The following is an 18,776-nucleotide window of genomic DNA, read 5'->3' on the forward strand; positions in this document are numbered from 1 at the left end:
TTTCAATCAATCCAGAAATTCGGGTTTCTGTTTGCTCATATGGGCGACCATGGCCACGCGCAAGTCAGTGGATTGCAGCATGGCGGCGTTCCACGTGGCGACGTATTCGAGGCCGTCGTCGATGCGATGGTCGCGCATGTAACTGATCATCTCTTTGGTGCCGGCGATGGCAATCGGCGACTTGCTGGCAATCTCGCGCGCCAGGCCCATGACACCGTCGAGCAGGCTGGCGGTGTCGCTGTAGACGCGATTGACCAGGCCGATGCTGCGCGCTTCCTCGGCGCCAAACGAGCGACCAGTGTAAGCCAGTTCACGCAGCATGCCGTCACCGATGATCCGCGGCAAGCGTTGCAAGGTGCCGACGTCGGCCGCCATGCCGATGTCGATTTCCTTGATCGAGAATTGCGCACCTTCGGCGGCGTAACGCATGTCGCAAGCGGCAATCAGGTCGATCGCGCCGCCTAGGCAATAACCCTGAATCGCCGCCAGTACGGGCTTGCGGCAGTTGTCGACGGCGTTGAAGGACGCTTGCAGAGCGAGGATCTTGCGGCGCAGCAGGCGCGCATTGCGGCCAACGTCCTTGCCCAACTCATTGGCCACCCCGGCCAGCATCATAAGGTCGATACCGGAGGAAAAGTGTTTGCCGGCGCCACTGAGCACAACCACCCGCACTTCGTCGGTGTCATCGATCCACTGGAAGATCTCGATGATCTCGCTCCAGAACGCTGCATTCATCGAGTTGATCTTTTCCGGACGATTGATCTGCACGTGAGCAATTTTATCGGCCAGTTCGACGGTGAACGCGGTGTACTGAGACATGGCAGTGATCCTTTACCGGGCAAAAAATGAAGCCCGAACTATAACAAGGCAACCCTCGCCGCAGTAAGGCAGCGGTTCGGCCAAAAGCGGGACCTTCGAGCGCACCACAACAGTGCGCCGATGTAATCGGCTCTGCACATCCATGTGACTGCCACGTTACTTTTTGGGGCCAAATCACAAAAAAACATGCCCTTCGTCGGAGCATTCGACTCTCTATCCGGCACGTCCGTACCGCTTTGAACCGATTGTCTAACAATTTTGCCATCTAGCCTTCAACGCTCTAAGTTCTGGCCTAGACTCATTTTCGCGGGGCAAAACCGGCCGGTCACAAAGTGCCAAAAAAAACGAAACTTTTGCCATTCATGGTCGGTCCTCTGAAAGGTAGGTGCATTGCGACTGGTGCAATCCTTGCAAAGGCCTCTCCAGCCATTCTGCTTTAACGCACGGGCAGCGTTTGCTCACCGATGCGGAGCGCGTTTGCGCCCGGCCACAGGATTTGGCCACGAAATACCGTTTGCCAGACCTAGAATTAGATCAACAACACGGGAGATTCATATGATCAGTGCGGCTTTAGATATTCAGGGAGAACGTGCTCATCAGCAGGTCGGCGAAACGAGCGCTGTAAGCGCCGCAAGTGCCCAATCCATCAGCATCCCGGGCACGAAGACGCTGACACCGATGGCCAAGCAGAATCCCAATCGAAAGAAGGTGTTGTTCGTGACCTCGGAGATTGCCGACCTGGTGAAGACCGGCGGTCTGGGCGACGTTTCCGCAGCGCTGCCCCGGGCCATGGCTTTATTGCACGACGTACGTGTGTTGATCCCCGGTTACCCGCAAGTGCTGCACAGCGAAAACCCGATTCACATTATTGGTGAACTCGGCGGCCATGCCGCACTGCCTCCCTGCAAGATCGGGCGCATGGACATGCCTGACGGTCTGGTTATTTACGTGTTGATCTGCCCTGAACTCTACGAGCGCGAAGGTTCTCCCTACGGCGCCAATAACGGTCGCGACTGGCCGGACAACCATATACGTTTCGCCCGCCTGGGCCTGGCGGCTGCCGATATCGCCGCCAACCTCGCACAAATCCACTGGTGCCCGGACCTGGTGCACGCCCATGACTGGCCTGCCGGTCTGGCCCCAGCCTACATGCACTGGCGCGGTCAGCGCACGCCGACGCTGTTCACCATTCATAACCTCGCTTATCAAGGCGTGACCAGCCTGGGGTCGTGCCCGGAGCTGGGCATTCCCAATCATGCGCTGCAGCAGGAAGGCATGGAGTTTTACGGCAAGATGTCGTTCCTCAAGGCCGGCATGGCTTATTCGAGCCACATCACCACGGTCAGTGCCACCTACGCCCAGGAAATCACCACGCCGGCCTTCGGCTGTGGCCTCGACGGCTTTCTCGCCGCCAAGACCCAGCAAGGCCTGCTCAGCGGCATTCCCAACGGCATCGATGAGAGCTGGGACGCGGCCACCGATCCGCACCTGTTCTGCCCCTTCAGCATCGGTGACTGGGATGGCAAAGCGGTCAACGCGGCGCATGTGCGCGAACTGTTCGGGCTGGACGATTCCGAAGGGCCGCTGTTCGCCGTGGTCTCGCGCCTGGTCTATCAGAAAGGTCTGGACCTGACGGAAGCAGTGTCCGAATACATCGTCGAATCCGGTGGCCAGATCGCCATCATCGGACGCGGCGAGCCGGAAGAAGAACAAGCGATGCGTGAACTGGCCCTGCGGTTTCCGGGACAGATCGGTGTGCGCATCGGCTTCAACGAAACCGACGCCCGCCGCATGTTCGCCGGCAGCGATTTCCTGCTGATGCCCTCGCGTTATGAACCGTGCGGCTTGAGCCAGATGTACGCCCAGCGCTTTGGTTCGTTGCCGGTGGCACGTAATACCGGCGGCCTGGCCGACACCATCGAAAATGGCGTGACCGGTTTCCTGTTCGACGAATCCACGGTCGAGAGCTATCAGGAAGCCCTGAGCCGCGCCTTCAAGGTATTCGCCTTCCCCGGCCTGCTCAATGCCATGCGTTGCCGGGCCATGGCCGCACCGTTCAACTGGTGCAAAGCCGTCGAACCCTACGCCGAACTTTACGAACAACTGGTGGCTAAAGCGCTGGGGAAATCGAACAAACAGTAAGAGGTTTTTGAACAATGCCGTTACGGACCCTTGAGACCTGGCCCCACGGCGCAATCATGCTGGACGCAGAGCACACGCGTTTTGCCTTGTGGGCGCCAGATGCGTTTTTTGTCAGTGTCGAACTGGAAGATGGACAATCCTTGCCGCTGCTGCCTCAGGCCGATGGCTGGTTCGTGATCAACACGCGTTGCCCGGCGGGCACACGCTACCGCTACAACATAGATGGCGAACTTGAGGTGCCCGACCCGGCCTCCCGCGCGCAGGCCGGTGACATTCATCGGCACAGCGTGGTGGTCGATCCCCTCGCCTACACCTGGCGACACCGCGACTGGCTGGGGCGGCCATGGAACGAGGCGGTGATCTACGAGTTGCACGTCGGCGCGCTCGGCGGTTTCGTCGAAGTCGAGCAGCACCTGACGCGGCTCGCCGAGCTGGGTATTACCGCCATCGAACTGATGCCGCTGGCGCAGTTCCCTGGCGATCGCAATTGGGGCTACGACGGGGTTCTGCCCTACGCCCCCCAAGCTTCCTATGGCACGCCCGAACAACTCAAGCACCTGATCGACACTGCCCACGGCCATGGCCTGGCGGTGATGCTCGACGTGGTCTACAACCACTTCGGCCCGGACGGCAATTACCTGCACCGCTACGCCAAGGCGTTCTTCAATGAAGACAAGCACACGCCTTGGGGGGCGGCCATCGACTTCCGGCGGCGCGAGGTGCGCGACTTCTTTATCGACAATGCGTTGATGTGGTTGCTGGAATACCGCTTTGACGGGTTGCGCTTCGACGCGGTACACGCGATCAAAAGCCCGGACTTTCTACAGGAACTGGCGCAACGCATCCGGCAGCAGACCGACCCGTCGCGGCACGTGTGGTTGACGGTCGAAAACGAACACAACCAGGCCAGTTTGTTGCAGGAAGGGTATGACGCGCAGTGGAACGACGACGGCCACAACGCCTTGCACGTGCTGCTGACCGGTGAAACCGATGCCTATTACGCCGACTATGCCGACAATCCCACCGAACAATTGGCCCGCTGCCTGAGCCAGGGTTTCGTGTTCCAGGGCCACACCGATCGCCACGGCGAAGCCCGCGGTGAGCCCAGCGGTCACCTGCCGCCCACGGCGTTCGTGCTGTTCTTGCAGAATCATGACCAGATCGGCAATCGCGCCTTCGGCGAACGGCTGCACCAACTCACCCATCCCGATGCGTTGAAAGCCGCGACAGCGTTGTTGCTGTTGTCGCCGATGATTCCGTTGATGTTCATGGGTGACGAGTTTGCCGCCGAGCAACCGTTCCTGTTCTTCACCAGCCATCACGGCGAACTGGCGGAACTCGTTCGCGAAGGTCGACGCAACGAGTTTCGCGCGTTCGACGCCTTTGCCGATCCGGACAAGCGCGAACAGATTCCCGACCCCAACGCGCAGCGGACTTTCGAAGACTCCCGGCCAAACCTTACGGCGAGCGGGCAATCGGACATTTACGCGCTGTATCGGCAACTGTTGCAAATCCGCCATGAGCAGATCATCTCGCGCCTGCCCGGTGCGCACCCGTTGGGGGCCGAGGTATTGGCGCCGGGCGCGGTGACCGCGCGCTGGCAGTTGGGCGATGGCAGTCTGCTGCGCATTGACCTGAACCTCAGCGACACGCCGGTGGTCCACTCCCCACAGGCCGGCACTTCGTTGTTGTTCGAACACCCGCCGAAGTCCGCCGACCTGCTGAATCAGGGCACCCTTGCCCCGTATTGCGCGCTAGTCAGCCTCACGGCCGCAGCCCCTTTGCTACCCCCGGATGGAGAGCGCCAATGAGTGATGCGCAATTGGAAATACTGGCCAGCCGCGCTGGCTTGGCCGTCGACTGGATCGATGCCAACGGCCGCCCACAGAAAGTCACGCCATCGGTGTTACGCAATGTCCTGACCGGCCTCGGCCATCCGGCCGGCAGCGCCCAGGAAATCGATGCCAGCCTGCTCGAATTGCAGCAGGTGCAACAAACCCGGCATCTGCCGCCGCTGCTGACCGCGGACTTTGGCGTGGGCCTCAGCCTCGCGCATTATTTCCAGCCGCAAACACCCTGCGAGATCCATCTTGAAGACGGCTCGCGGCTCAACCTGAAACTGGATGCCGAAGCGATGTTGCCCGGCCTGATCCCGGTCGGTTATCAGCACGTCAGTATCGACGGCCAATCATTTACGCTGGCGGTGGCACCGACACGCTGCTACAGCGTCGGCGATGCGGTCGACAGCCCGATCCCCCGCGCCTGGGGGCTGAGCGTGCAGTTGTACTCGCTACGCCGTCCCGGCGATGGTGGTTTCGGCGACACTCAAGCGCTGGAAGATCTCGCCCGCGTGGCCGGTGAGCGCGGCGCCGAAGCACTGGCGATCAGCCCGTTGCATGCGATGTTCAGCAGCGACACCCAGCGCTACAGTCCGTATTCGCCCTCCAGCCGTCTGTTCCTCAACAGCCTGTACGCAGCGCCCGGTGCGATCCTTGGCGAACGCGCGATGCGCACGGCGATTGACGTCACCGGGCTCGCCGCCGAACTCAAGCATCTGGAACAACAGCCGCTGGTTGACTGGCCCGTTGCAGCCGAAGCCAAGCACCGTCTGTTGCAGGCGTTGTACGAAGGCTTTGTCCAGGGCGAACACCCGTTGCACGCCGACTTCAGCAGTTTTCGCCATGCGGCCGGCGAAGCGCTGGAAAATCACTGTCGTTTCGAAGCGATTCAGGAAGCCCGCGCCGCCAAGGGTGAGAACCTTAACTGGCGCGAATGGCCCGAACAATGGCGCGACCCACGTAGCGCTGCGCTGGCTGAATTCGCCGAAGAGAACGCCGGACGCATCGGCTTCTTCGCCTTCTGTCAGTGGCTGATCACCCGTTGCCTGGAGCGCGCGCAATCCGCCGCCCGCAGCAGCGGCATGAGCATTGGCCTGATCGCCGATCTGGCGGTCGGTGCCGACGGTGGTGGCAGTCAGGCCTGGAGTCGCCAGGACGAATTGCTCGCCTCGCTGACGGTGGGCGCGCCGCCGGACATTCTCAATCGCACCGGCCAGGGCTGGGGCATTTCCGCGTTCTCGCCCGAAGGCCTGGTGCGCCACGGCTTTCGTGCATTCATCGAGATGCTACGGGCCAACTTCGCCCATGCCGGCGGCCTGCGCATCGATCACGTCATGGGCCTGCAACGGCTGTGGGTGATCCCCAACGGCGCGTCACCCGCCGATGGCGCGTATCTGTATTACCCGGTGGACGATCTGCTGCGCCTGCTGACCCTGGAATCCCATCGGCATCAGGCCATCGTCCTCGGCGAAGACCTCGGCACGGTGCCGGACGGGCTGCGGGACAAACTCATCGCCCGCTCGATTCTCGGCATGCGCGTGTTGCTGTTCGAGCAGGACAATGCGCACTTCAAGCCGATCCTCGACTGGCCGGACAATGCGCTGGCCACCACCAGCACCCACGATTTACCGACGCTCAATGGCTGGTGGCATGGCCGCGATATCGACTGGAACGCCCGACTGGGCATGGTCGACGCCACTGGAGAAATCGAGTGGCGCCGTCACCGCGAGCGCGAGCGCGAAGGCCTGCGCCGGGTGTTGAGCGAGGACCCGCAGAACTTCCGCGAAGAGTCCCATGAGACCGATCAGATACTCGACGCAGCCATCCGTTTCCTCGGCCATACCCGTGCGCCGCTGGTGTTGCTGCCGCTCGAGGATGCCCTGGGTATCGAACAGCAGGCCAACCTGCCCGGCACCATCGACACCCATCCGAATTGGTCGCGCCGTTTGACCGTTGCCAGCGAAGCCTTGCTCGATGATCCGGACGCTGCCCGGCGCCTGGAGTTGCTTGCCTGCGCGCGGCTTCAGGCGGCCGAGCGTGACCGATGAATCAACCACCCATTCGCCCCCTGCGGGCAACCCTGCGCTTGCAGTTTCATAAAGACTTCACGCTCGACGATGCGGTGCCGCTGGTGGCGTATTTCGCCCGCCTCGGCATCAGCCATGTCTACGCCTCGCCGCTGCTGAGCGCCCGCGCCGGTTCGATGCACGGCTATGACGTGGTGGACCCGACCACGGTCAATCCGGAACTGGGCGGCGAAGCGGCATTGCGCCGTTTGGTCAGTGCGTTGCGCGAACAGAACATGGGGCTGATCCTCGACATTGTCTCCAACCACATGGCCGTGGGCGGCAGCGACAATCCCTGGTGGCTGGACTTGCTGGAATGGGGGCGCTTGAGCCCATACGGCGAATTTTTCGACATCCAATGGCATTCACCCGATCCGTTGATGGAGGGGCAGCTATTGCTGCCGTTTCTGGGCAGTGATTACGGGGTTGCGTTGCAGGACGGCACCCTGCCCTTGCGCTTCGATGCGCAGCACGGCGCTTTTTACGTCGAGCACTATGACCATCACTTCCCGATTTGCCCGATGAACTACGGCGAATTGCTCAAAAACGATACCGAGCGATTTAAATCACTGGCCGACCGTTTCAGCACCTTGAGTTACCAGACAGACGCGCACCGCCTGGCGAAGCCATTGAAAGACGAGCTGCGCGAGTTGGCCAGCGACCCGGCCCTGCTTCACATCATTGAGCAGAACCTGCAAGCCTACGATTCGCTCACGCCGGAAGGTTTTCAGCGCCTGCACCAGCTGCTGGAACGTCAAAGCTATCGCCTGGCCAGTTGGCGCACGGCGGCGGATGACATTAACTGGCGGCGCTTTTTCGATGTCAACGAATTGGGCGGCCTGCGCGTGGAGCGCCCGGCCGTGTTCGAAGCGACTCACGCAAAGATCTTTGAACTGATCGCTGAGGGCCTGATCGACGGCCTGCGTGTCGACCACATCGATGGCCTCGCCGATCCGCGCGGTTACTGCCGCAAACTGCGGCGTCGGGTCGATAGCCTGGCGCCGGGGCGACACCTGCCGATCTACGTCGAGAAAATTCTTGGTGAAGGTGAAACCCTGCACCGTGACTGGTCGGTGGATGGCACCACCGGTTATGAATTCATGAATCAGTTGTCGTTGCTGCAGCATGATCCCGCCGGCGCGCAAACCCTCGGCAAATTATGGAACCGCTACAGCGAACGGCCTGCCGACTTCCGTCAGGAAGCACAACTGGCCCGTCAGCAAATTCTCAACGGCTCGCTGGCCGGTGACTTCGAAAGTGTCGCCCAGGCGCTGCTGCAAGTGGCGCGGGATGATCTGATGACCCGCGACCTGACCCTCGGCGCGATTCGTCGGGCATTGCAGGAACTGATCGTGCACTTCCCGGTGTATCGCACCTATATCAGCCCTCAGGGGCGCTCCGCTGAAGACGATGTGTTTTTTCAGCAGGCCATGGACGGAGCGCGGCAAACCCTCGGCGAAGCGGATTGGCCGGTGCTTGATTGCCTGGCCCGCTGGCTCGGCGGCGAACCCTGGCGCAAACGCCCGGTGGGCCGCCCGCGCAAGATGCTCAAGCATGCTTGCGTGCGTTTTCAGCAATTGACCTCACCGGCAGCGGCGAAGGCGGTCGAGGACACCGCGTTTTATCGCTCGGCGGTTTTGCTGTCGCGCAATGACGTGGGGTTCAGCACCGAACAATTCAGCGCGCCGGTGGCCGACTTTCATGCGGCGTGCCTCAATCGGCGCGAAGAGTTCCCCGACAACCTGCTGGCCACCGCGACCCACGACCACAAACGCGGCGAAGACAGCCGCGCTCGGCTGGCAGTGTTGAGTGAGCGCAGTGCGTGGTTTGCGCAGCAGGTGCCACTCTGGCAGACGCTGGCCCGACCATTGCGCGACGACGACGTGATGCCGTCGGCGGGCGATGAATTGATTCTGTATCAGGCGATTCTCGGCAGTTGGCCGCTGGAGCTGCGTCACGACGATCAGCCCGCGCTCGAGGACTACGTCAAACGTCTCTGGCAGTGGCAGCAGAAAGCCTTGCGAGAAGCCAAGCTGCAAAGTAGCTGGAGCGCACCGAACGATGCGTATGAACGGGCGACCCAGACGTTTATCGAACGCCTGCTGTTGAGCCCTGACGGTGAATTGCTGCGCGCCGCACTGGGCAAAGCGGAGCAGGCCATTGCCGTTGCCGGCGCACTGAACGGATTGGCGCAAACCTTGCTGCGCATGACTGTGCCGGGCATTCCGGACCTTTACCAAGGCAACGAATACTGGGACTTCTCGCTGGTCGATCCGGACAACCGGCGACCGGTGGATTACGCGAGTCGCCAACACGCCCTGCAACGTCCGCCGGAACTGCCTGACCTGCTGGCCAACTGGCGTGACGGACGCATCAAACAAACCTTGATCGCACGCACATTGAACCTGCGTGCCGAACAGGCCGAGTTGTTTCAGCGCGGGACGTATCAAGCGCTGGAGGTGGTCGGCAGCGAGGCACATCGGGTGCTGGCATTTGCGCGCTCGTACAACCAAAAGCGGGCCATCGTGATCGTCCCGATACGCTGTGCAGACCTGCTGGAAAACAGTGCCCAACCCCATGTCGGCGCGCCGCAGTGGGGCGATACGCGAGTCAAATTACCGTTCACCACCCCTGCCGAACATCTGAAGGGACTTTTTTCCAGCGTCACAGTCACAGAACACAAGGAGCTGATGATTGGCGCCGCGCTGGGGGACTTCCCGGTCAATCTCTTTATCCAAAACTTTGAGTTCAGTTCAGGAGCATAGCGATGAGTACCGACGATAAACGCATCCGCGAATTTGCCTATCAGATCTGGGAATCGGAAGGAAAACCCGAGGGCCATGAAGCCCGGCACTGGGAGATGGCACGGAAACTGGCGGAAGCCGAAGCCTTGGCCCCCAGCAAATCGCCCAAGGCGGCCTGCAGTAAAACGGCTGCCACCAAACCTGCCGTCAGCAAAACCGCCAACGGCAAGGCTGGCGAACCGAAAACCAAAGCCAAGGCGAAACCCGCCGCTGCGGCAAAGGTGATCCCGCCTGGCGAGAAATCCACCGAGAAGAAGCCTCGCGCAGCGCGTAAACCGCCTGCGTCCTGACGCTTCCCGGCATTGTCCTGACTGACCTTGTGGCGATTCCTTTCTCGCCACCGTGGGTACGCTCGCCCACGATAATCTGCTCTTGTGGCAGCGAACCTGCTCGCGATGGACGCTTATGAAAACGCGATTTTTACTGAACGAACGCGTCGCTCTTGAGTCCATCCGAGCAGGCTCGCTCCCACAAAGTGCGACGCAGCTATCGCATGACTGACTGGCCTTGGCCAAGCAGTGTTCTCCCCTATTTGCAGGAGCATCTATGACCAGTGCAAAAAAAGCCGCGCCAGAACCTCACGTCGAGGCCTCGCGAATCCGTGAAGGTCTGCCCTTCCCGCTGGGCGCCACCTGGGATGGCCTGGGGGTCAACTTCGCTTTGTTTTCCGCCAACGCCACCAAGGTCGAACTGTGCATTTTCGACGATGCCGGCGAAGTCGAACTGGAACGCATCGAGCTTCCGGAATACACCGACGAGATCTACCACGGCTACCTGCCCGACGCCCATCCGGGGATGATTTACGGCTATCGCGTCTATGGCGCCTATGATCCAAAAAACGGACACCGCTTCAACCACAACAAGCTGCTGATCGACCCCTACGCCAAACAACTGGTCGGCCAGTTGAAATGGTCCGAAGCGCTGTTCGGCTACACCATCGGCCACCCCGACGCCGACCTCAGTTTCGACGAGCGCGACAGCGCGCCGTTCGTGCCCAAATGCAAAGTCATCGACCCGGCGCACACCTGGGGCCATGACCATCGCGTCAGCGTGCCGTGGGACAAGACGATCATTTACGAAACCCACGTGCGCGGCATTAGCATGCGTCACCCGTCCGTCCCCGAGAACGTGCGTGGCACCTTCGCCGGGTTGATGGTCGATGACGTGCTGGAACACATCCGCAAGCTCGGTGTGTCGAGCGTGGAGTTGCTGCCGATTCACGCCTTCGTCAACGACCAGCACTTGCTGCACAAAGGCATGACCAATTATTGGGGTTACAACAGCATCGCGTTTTTCGCCCCGGACCCGCGCTACCTGGCCAGCGGCAAGATCGCCGAGTTCAAGGAGATGGTCGCGCACCTGCACGAGGCCAATCTGGAGGTGATCCTCGACGTGGTCTACAACCACACCGCCGAGGGCAACGAGCAGGGCCCGACCCTGTCCATGCGTGGCATCGACAACGCCTCCTACTACCGCTTGATGCCCGACGACAAGCGCTTCTACATCAACGATTCCGGCACCGGCAACACCCTGGACCTGAGCCACCCGTGCGTGTTGCAAATGGTCACCGACTCCCTGCGCTACTGGGCGTCGGAAATGCACGTGGACGGTTTCCGCTTCGATCTGGCGACCATTCTCGGGCGCTACCACGACGGATTCGACGAACGTCACAGTTTCCTCGTCGCCTGCCGCCAGGACCCGGTGCTGCGCCAGGTGAAAATGATTGCCGAGCCGTGGGACTGCGGCCCCGGTGGTTATCAGGTCGGTGGCTTTCCGCCGGGTTGGGTCGAGTGGAACGACAAGTTCCGCGACACGGTGCGCGCGTTCTGGAAAGGCGATGACGGCCAACTCGCCGATTTCGCCAGCCGCATGACCGCTTCCGGCGAGATGTTCAACCAGCGCGGTCGGCGGCCTTATGCGTCGATGAACTTCATCACCGCCCACGACGGTTTCACCCTCAATGACCTGGTATCGTACAACGACAAACACAACGAAGCCAACGACGAGAACAACCAGGACGGCAGTAACAACAACCTGTCCTGGAACCACGGCGTCGAAGGCCCGACCGACGACCCTGAGATCAACGCGCTACGCCAGCGGCAGATGCGCAACTTCTTCGCCACGCTGCTGCTGTCCCAAGGCACGCCAATGCTGGTAGCCGGTGACGAGTTTGCCCGCACTCAGGAGGGCAACAACAACGCCTATTGCCAGGACAGCGAGATCGGCTGGGTCAATTGGGACCTGAGCGAGGACGGCAAGGCCTTGCTGAAGTTCGTCAAACGCCTGATCAAGTTGCGCCTGGCCTACCCGATCCTGCGTCGCGGACGCTTTCTGGTAGGCAATTACAACGAGGACATCGGGGTCAAGGACGTCACCTGGCTGGCGCCGGATGGCAGCGAAATGAGCACCGAACAATGGGAGGAAGCGCACGGCAAATGCCTTGGCATGTTGCTCGATGGCCGCGCCCAGGAAACCGGAATTCGCCGCAAGGGCGGTGACGCCACCTTGTTACTGGTGGTCAACGCGCACCACGACATCGTCAACTTTACCCTGCCGGAAGTACCGGACGGCGGATTCTGGACGTGCATGATCGACACCAATCAACCGTCGATCCGCGGCCAGGAACGTTTTGAGTTCGGCCACGAATATTCGGTCACAGGCCGGTCGCTGTTGCTGTTCGAACTGCAGCATGAGGAAGAAGAGTGAAATGGACCTCGAGGCGTTTCTTCATCACCAGGCACCGGACTACGCCGACACTCAGGCATTAGGTCGATGCCTGCGGGCGTTGGTTGAGGCAGGTCTCGATCAGCTGCCACTGCCTGGCAGCGGTCGGACGCTGGAACGGTTCCAGCGATTGGCCGACGTCGGCGGGCATGATCTGGGGTTATGCAAGTTGTACGAAGGGCATACCGATGCCTTGGCGATCATTCAGCAACTTGGCGGTTCGCCCACGCCTTCCAGCACGTGGGGGATGTGGGCCGCCGAACCGCCGGATGCGCGGGTGCGGGTCAGTTCTCAAGGTCAGAGGATTGAACTCAATGGCCGCAAGGCCTGGTGCTCCGGCGCGGCGGTGCTGAGCCACGCCTTGCTCACCGCATGGGATGACCGGGATCGTCAGCAATTGGTGGCAGTGGCGCTGGATCAGCCGGGCGTGATCGTCACTGGTCACGGTTGGCAAGCCGTGGGTATGGGCGCGACCGGCAGCGTCGAGGTGTTGTTTGAAGGCGCCAAAGCGCAGGCCATCGGCAATCCCGGCGACTACCTGCACCGCCCCGGTTTCTGGCAAGGCGGGATCGGCATTGCAGCGTGCTGGTATGGCGCCGCACAAAGCCTCGCGGAACGATTGCGCAGTCACTGCGCGCATCACCAGGAACCGCATGCCCTCGCCCACTTGGGCGCCGTTGACAGCGCGTTACAGGCCGCTGCGGCAGTTTTGCGCATCAGCGCGTTGACCCTTGATGCCGCGCCACTCGACGATGCCGAACTGCTGGCTCGCCGCGCCCGCGCGGTGGTCGAGAACAACGTCGAACAGGTGATTCAGCATGTGGGCCACGCTCTCGGTGCCGGCGCTTATTGCAAAGATCGGCAGTTCGCCCGACTGATCGCCGACCTGCCGGTGTTTCTGCGCCAGAGCCACGCCGAACGCGACCTCGCGGCCCTCGGCGAACAAGTCATCAACGGAACATGGACGTTATGAAAACCAACCCAATCGTCGGCCAGGGCACGCCGTTGCATCTGTGGCAAACCTCCAGGCATCTGGCGCAGTTACCGGCGATCGCCATTCTGGATCTGGTGCCTGAGGGCTCCCGTGCGGTGATCATCGCCCCTCACCCGGACGATGAAGTGCTCGGCTGCGGCGGTTTTCTGCAATTGCTCGCCGCTGCTGGCCGCCCGCTGCAACTGATCTCGGTCACCGACGGCAGCGCCAGCCATCCCGGCTCTCGACGCTGGCCGGTCGAGCGCCTGAGCGCGGTCCGTCCACAGGAGTCGGTCGAAGCGCTGCGTCGCCTCGGTATGCCCTTGCACAGCCTGAAATGGCTGCGCGGCGGGTTCGCCGACAGTCGCGTCGCGGCGCGGGAAAGCGCATTGATCGAATTCATAGAAAGTCATCTGCGCGCCAACGATGTGGTCTTCACCACCTGGCGCGAAGACGGTCATTGCGACCATGAGGCGGTCGGTCGTGCCAGCGCCGAGGCGGCGAAACGCGTCGGCGCGCGCGTGCATGAGCTACCGGTCTGGACGTGGCACTGGGCAACCCCTGAAGACAGTTTCGTGCCCTGGCACCGGGCGCGGAAGATTCTGTTGAGTCCGGCGCTGGTTGCGCGCAAGCGGCACGCGATTCACGCCTTCGCCAGCCAGTTGGAAGGCGACCCGCGCATTGGCTTGCCGCCGGTGCTGGCGCCGTATGTGCTGGAACGTTTGCTGCAACCCTTCGAAGTGGTGTTTCTATGAGTGTCGAGGATCGTTACTTCGACGGATTGTTTGCCGGGAATGATGACCCCTGGGCCTTTCGTCAGCGCTGGTACGAACAACGCAAACGCGCAATCACCCTCGCCGCGTTACCCCGGCCTCGCTATCGTGCGATCTTCGAGCCCGGTTGCGCCAACGGCGAGCTCAGCGCCGACCTGGCCACCCGCTGCGATCGTCTGTTGTGTTGCGACACCGCAATGGCTGCCGTATCGCTGGCGCGCACGCGCCTGAGCCTGTTCGAGCACGCAGAAGTCCGCCAAAGCCGCTTGCCGGACGATTGGCCAAACGAACAGTTCGACCTGATTGTGCTCAGCGAGGTCGGCTATTACCTGGATGCCGACGACCTCAAACACCTAATCGAGCACATCACACAATCACTGACCGCTGACGGCCAATTGCTCGCCTGCCACTGGCGCCCGCCGATCGAAGGCTGTCCGCTGAATGCCCGTCAGGTCCATGACTTGCTCCACGAGCATTTGCACCTGCCGCGCCTGGTCCTGCATCAGGAAGCCGATTTTCTGCTGGAACTGTGGAGCCGCGAACCGCGCTCCGTGGCGGCTCTAGAGGGTTTGCGATGATTGGCATTCTGATCCCGGCGCACAACGAAGAAGCCTTGCTCGAAGACTGCCTGCAATCCGCCCTGCGCGCCGCGCAACATGAGCTGTTGGGCGGTGAAACGGTCGAGGTGCTGGTGGTGCTCGACAGTTGCACCGATCGATCGTCAGACATCGTTGGCCGTTACCCGGTGCACTGTCTGCACATTGACGCGCGCAATGTCGGTCAGGCCCGTGCCGCCGGTGCGCGATTTCTGCTGGATCGCGGGGTGCGCTGGATATCCTGCTCCGACGCCGACAGCCGGGTGGCCCACGATTGGCTGGTGGCGCAACTGTCGCTCGATGCCGACGCGGTGTGCGGCACGGTCACCGTGGACGCGTGGCATGAGTCGTTCGATGAGTCGGCGCAGATCCGCTATCACCAACACTATCAGGCCCGTGACGGCCATCGGCATGTGCACGGCGCCAATCTGGGCATCAGCGCCGACGCTTATCGGCGTGCCGGTGGTTTTGAACCGTTGGCGTGCAATGAAGACGTGCAACTGGTGCGGCAACTGGAACGTTGCGGCGCGACGATCGCCTGGAGTCACCGACCACAGGTGCTGACCAGCGCCAGGCTCGACAGTCGGGCGCGAGGCGGTTTCGGTGACTATTTGCGCGATTTGGCTCAACCTGGATAAAAATGCGCACCGGTGGGAACATCGACGCGACGAATAGCGTGACTTGAGCAATACTTTGTTCGCGGCAATCCAGGGTTCGGAGAGCGGCACATTGCTATCAATCAGAACAAGGACGTAGCCCGATGAAACCTGTTTCCATCAGCGACAGCAGCCTGCCTGCACAGATCTGGAACAACGCGCCTCAGCTCGACAATATTCCCGTGATCAACACCCAGACCCTGGTCCCGCCCGGCGCGCGCGCCGTGGTGATCGCGCCGCATCCCGGCGATGAAGTCGTGACTTGCGGCGGACTCCTGCAATTACTCAGCACTCTGGGCCATCCCCTGCAATTGATTTCGATCACCGACGGCAGCGCCAGCCATCCGGGGTCGCAGCAGTGGTCGGAGAAACGTCTCAGCGTGTTTCGTCCCCAGGAAAGCGTCGAAGCCTTGCGCCGCCTCGGTTTGCCGATGCACAGCCTGAAATGGATTCGCGGTGGTTTCACCGACAACGCACTGGCCGAGCGCGAGTTGCAGTTGACTCAATTCATTGCGCGGTACTTGCGGCCCGGTGATGTGGTGTTCAGCACCTGGCGCGAGGACGGTAATGTCGACCACGACGCCGTCGGTCGCGCCAGTGCCAAAGCCGCCGCCTCGGTCGGCGTGGCGTTCAACGAAGTCCCCGTCTGGGCATGGCACTGGCTCGCGCGTGATAGAGGACTGATCCCGTGGCATCGCGCCCGCAAGGTCCGCCTCGACACCTGGACCGTCGCTCGCAAAAGCCACGCCACCCACGCCTACGCCAGCCAGCTCGACGGCGAACCGGCCATCGGACTCGCCCCGCTGCTGCCCCGGGTGCTGCTGGAGCGCATGCGGTTGCCGTATGAAATCGTCTTCGTCTGAACCAACACTCCCCTGCAAGAGCCCGGCTTGCCGGCGATGAGGCCATTGAACCTTGAGCTATGCTTGAGGACGCCATCGCTCCAACTGAACTGCCCGCCCCCGCATCAGTCGCATACATAAGCAAGCCTGATTCAGAGGAGTGAAAGTGACCAGTGATTCCAAGCACCAGACCGTCGAATCGACACCATTGGACCCACCGCCGGCGATTCATCGACTCAGAGTGCTGACGGTTAACACCCACAAGGGTTTCACCGCGCTCAACCGACGTTTCATTCTCCCGGAACTGCGTGAAGCGGTGCGCAGTACGTCCGCCGATCTGGTGTTCCTGCAGGAAGTCGTCGGCGAACACGACCGTCATTCTTCCCGCCTCAACAACTGGCCGCAGACTTCGCAATACGAATTTCTGGCCGACAGCATGTGGAGCGATTTTGCCTACGGCCGCAATGCGGTCTATCCCGACGGTCACCACGGTAACGCGCTGCTGTCGAAATACCCGATTCGCGAATACCGAAACCTTGACGTTTCGATTACCGGTCCTGAACGCCGCGGTCTGCTGCATTGCCTGCTGGACGTACCGGGCCACGCCGAAGTTCATGCAATCTGCGTGCACCTGAGCCTGCTGGAAAGTCATCGCCAGTTGCAGCTCCAGTTACTCGGCCAACTGCTCGAATCCCTGCCCGACGATGCACCGGTAATCATTGCCGGCGACTTCAACGACTGGCAGCTACTGGGCAACGCCGCCCTCGCCCGTCACGACTACCTGCACGAAGCCTTCGAGCGCCACCATGGTCGTCCCGCGAAAACTTATCCGGCACGGTTTCCGTTATTGCGTCTGGACCGGATTTACCTGCGCAATGCCAGCAGCCATGAACCAAGGATATTGGCCAGCAGGCCGTGGACGCATCTGTCGGATCATTTGCCGTTAGCGGTGGAAGTGCATCTTTAGTGTTTCCGGCGCGATCCGATAAGCATCATTGATATTGACAGTAATGTACGACGGGACGTGGCGAGCAATCTCGCCGTTCACAGCGGCTTTTGTACCGACTGTCGGTTGCTCGAACACCTCTGGAACAGCGCTTCCACGATGATTTTTTGTACAAACAAGAACTTAGATAACCGCCAAAAAACAATCAGTTGCATAGGCTAAATTAACCATACCGCTCATCGTTCATTTTCTTGACGCCACGCCATCAGTCTTCTTAGCTTCACGTTACTACCCCCGGAAGTACCACCCGGAGCAACCCCCAGGCACCCGTCAGAACGGGCTGCCAGCGGTTTGCCCCAATCCATTCGGTCGCCCCTCAATCAGGGGTAGGAGAGACGCCAGAGCGAGATACCGCATGCGACTGCAAGGTAGACCTCCATGAGAACTTCACTCACCCCACTAGAGATCAAAGTTACTTTTTGCACGGTTTCGAGTTCGCTCCTGCTGTGCTCATCCATGGAAGTGCAGGCCTCGCCTGCCGAGGAAGATACTACCCCCTGGTATGACCAGGAGGTCCCGGTGCTTACCTTGCCCGCGCTCGCCACCACCTACCCCGGTCGATTCAGCCCCAACCCTGATCTGCGAAGTTCACACCTGACCATCGAAGACGCTGCGCCCTCGGCCTGGGATCAGCTTTACGGACAGGCGTCGCGGCAGGCTCAAACCGATTACCTGGCCCAAGGATCCAGCATTCCTGGCGCCAACGAATTCAAAGGCCCGGCGATCCTCACTCTGCAAAGCGGCAACGGCCATACCCAGCAGGTCGGGCTGATCGGCGGCATGAGCCAGTTTAAAGGCAACAGTGACGGCCTGCTGACCAGCCGTGCCCTTGCCGATCCCAACACCGACACCCTCAACCTGCAAGGGCAGAGCCTCGGCGCCTACTACAGCCTGACCGGCCCCCAAGGCTGGCACGTGGATTTGACTGCCAGCGGCGGGCGGGTCAACGGCTTCAGTCGCAATGAACAGGGCGCCCGACAAGCCACCGAAGGCAGCGCGGTCACCTTCTCGGTGGAAGGTGGCTTCCCGATTGGTCTGGGCGCCAACTGGGTGGTCGAACCCCAGGCGCAGTTGATCAATCAGCGCATCACACTGGACACCCCGTACGCGGGTTCCGGCAATGCCTCGTCCAGCGACCTGACGTCCTGGAGCGGCCGGGTCGGTGCGCGATTGAAAGGTAGTTACGACATCAACGGCCTCGCGGTTGAACCGTATGTGCGGACCAACTTGTGGCACACGGTGTACACCGGCAATACCGTGACCCTCGATCAGGTCGACAAGATCAGCAGCAGCCGCAATTCCTCTACCGTTGAAGTGGGTTTGGGCCTGGTGGCCAGAGTGACTCCCGTCGTGAGTCTGTACGTCAGCGCCGATTACAGCAGCGATGTGGATGACAATGATTTGAATGGCTTGATTGGCAGTCTGGGTGTGCGGATGCGCTGGTGAAAATACCGGACTCACCTGTTACTTCTTACAGTAGGCAGGCTTGCGAGGGTCGTGCATTGTGATGAGCAATTCATCTTGATCAAGGCCCACA

Annotated in this window: 14 protein-coding genes; 13 read left to right on the forward strand and 1 reads right to left on the reverse strand. The window is 61.2% G+C overall.

What is annotated here, in order from left to right:
- Positions 1 to 6 precede the first annotated feature (6 nt).
- The gene (locus ACI77H_RS20195; RefSeq protein ID WP_407013484.1) at positions 7 to 819 is read right to left on the reverse strand and encodes a crotonase/enoyl-CoA hydratase family protein; all 813 of its coding nucleotides are present in this window, start codon (positions 817 to 819) and stop codon (positions 7 to 9) included.
- 555 nt (positions 820 to 1,374) lie between these two features.
- Between ACI77H_RS20195 and glgA the strand changes: the two genes are divergently transcribed.
- The 13 genes from glgA to ACI77H_RS20260 all read left to right on the forward strand — a co-directional run bounded on the left by glgA (position 1,375) and on the right by ACI77H_RS20260 (position 18,685).
- Complete coding sequence (gene glgA, locus ACI77H_RS20200) at positions 1,375 to 2,961, forward strand: glycogen synthase GlgA (RefSeq protein WP_407013485.1); 1,587 nt, start codon at positions 1,375 to 1,377, stop codon at positions 2,959 to 2,961.
- Positions 2,962 to 2,975: 14 nt separating this feature from the next.
- A complete protein-coding gene (gene treZ / locus ACI77H_RS20205) occupies positions 2,976 to 4,772 on the forward strand; it encodes a malto-oligosyltrehalose trehalohydrolase (protein WP_407013486.1) in 1,797 nt (598 codons plus the stop codon).
- Positions 4,769 to 6,847 carry a 4-alpha-glucanotransferase gene (gene malQ, locus ACI77H_RS20210; protein WP_407013487.1) on the forward strand — a complete coding sequence of 693 codons (2,079 nt, stop codon included), beginning with the start codon at positions 4,769 to 4,771 and terminating at the stop codon, positions 6,845 to 6,847. Before treZ ends, malQ begins: the two co-directional genes overlap by 4 nt.
- Positions 6,844 to 9,630: a malto-oligosyltrehalose synthase gene (locus tag ACI77H_RS20215; protein WP_407013488.1), complete on the forward strand. Its 2,787-nt coding sequence runs from the start codon at positions 6,844 to 6,846 to the stop codon at positions 9,628 to 9,630. Before malQ ends, ACI77H_RS20215 begins: the two co-directional genes overlap by 4 nt.
- 2 nt (positions 9,631 to 9,632) lie before the next feature.
- On the forward strand, positions 9,633 to 9,959 hold the full coding sequence (locus ACI77H_RS20220) for a DUF2934 domain-containing protein (RefSeq protein ID WP_407013489.1): 327 nt from the start codon (positions 9,633 to 9,635) through the stop codon (positions 9,957 to 9,959).
- A gap of 256 nt (positions 9,960 to 10,215) precedes the next feature.
- A complete protein-coding gene (glgX, locus tag ACI77H_RS20225) occupies positions 10,216 to 12,375 on the forward strand; it encodes a glycogen debranching protein GlgX (RefSeq protein ID WP_407013490.1) in 2,160 nt (719 codons plus the stop codon).
- Position 12,376: 1 nt separating this feature from the next.
- Positions 12,377 to 13,366: an acyl-CoA dehydrogenase gene (locus tag ACI77H_RS20230; protein ID WP_407013724.1), complete on the forward strand. Its 990-nt coding sequence runs from the start codon at positions 12,377 to 12,379 to the stop codon at positions 13,364 to 13,366.
- Positions 13,363 to 14,121, forward strand: a complete 759-nt coding sequence (locus ACI77H_RS20235) for a PIG-L deacetylase family protein (protein WP_407013491.1) — start codon at positions 13,363 to 13,365, stop codon at positions 14,119 to 14,121. The genes ACI77H_RS20230 and ACI77H_RS20235 overlap by 4 nt, the downstream gene beginning before the upstream one ends.
- A complete protein-coding gene (locus tag ACI77H_RS20240) occupies positions 14,118 to 14,717 on the forward strand; it encodes an SAM-dependent methyltransferase (RefSeq protein WP_407013492.1) in 600 nt (199 codons plus the stop codon). Before ACI77H_RS20235 ends, ACI77H_RS20240 begins: the two co-directional genes overlap by 4 nt.
- The gene (locus ACI77H_RS20245) at positions 14,714 to 15,373 is read left to right on the forward strand and encodes a glycosyltransferase (RefSeq protein WP_407013493.1); all 660 of its coding nucleotides are present in this window, start codon (positions 14,714 to 14,716) and stop codon (positions 15,371 to 15,373) included. Before ACI77H_RS20240 ends, ACI77H_RS20245 begins: the two co-directional genes overlap by 4 nt.
- A gap of 122 nt (positions 15,374 to 15,495) precedes the next feature.
- Positions 15,496 to 16,254, forward strand: coding sequence for a PIG-L deacetylase family protein (locus tag ACI77H_RS20250; protein WP_407013494.1), 759 nt, complete (start codon positions 15,496 to 15,498; stop codon positions 16,252 to 16,254).
- A 145-nt stretch (positions 16,255 to 16,399) separates the two neighbouring features.
- Positions 16,400 to 17,200, forward strand: a complete 801-nt coding sequence (locus ACI77H_RS20255; RefSeq protein WP_407013495.1) for an endonuclease/exonuclease/phosphatase family protein — start codon at positions 16,400 to 16,402, stop codon at positions 17,198 to 17,200.
- Positions 17,201 to 17,617: 417 nt separating this feature from the next.
- A complete protein-coding gene (locus tag ACI77H_RS20260) occupies positions 17,618 to 18,685 on the forward strand; it encodes an autotransporter outer membrane beta-barrel domain-containing protein (protein WP_407013496.1) in 1,068 nt (355 codons plus the stop codon).
- Positions 18,686 to 18,776 lie beyond the last annotated feature (91 nt).

Origin of the sequence: Pseudomonas sp. O230 (genome assembly GCF_045447035.1) — a bacterium.
Classification (GTDB): Bacteria; Pseudomonadota; Gammaproteobacteria; order Pseudomonadales; family Pseudomonadaceae; genus Aquipseudomonas.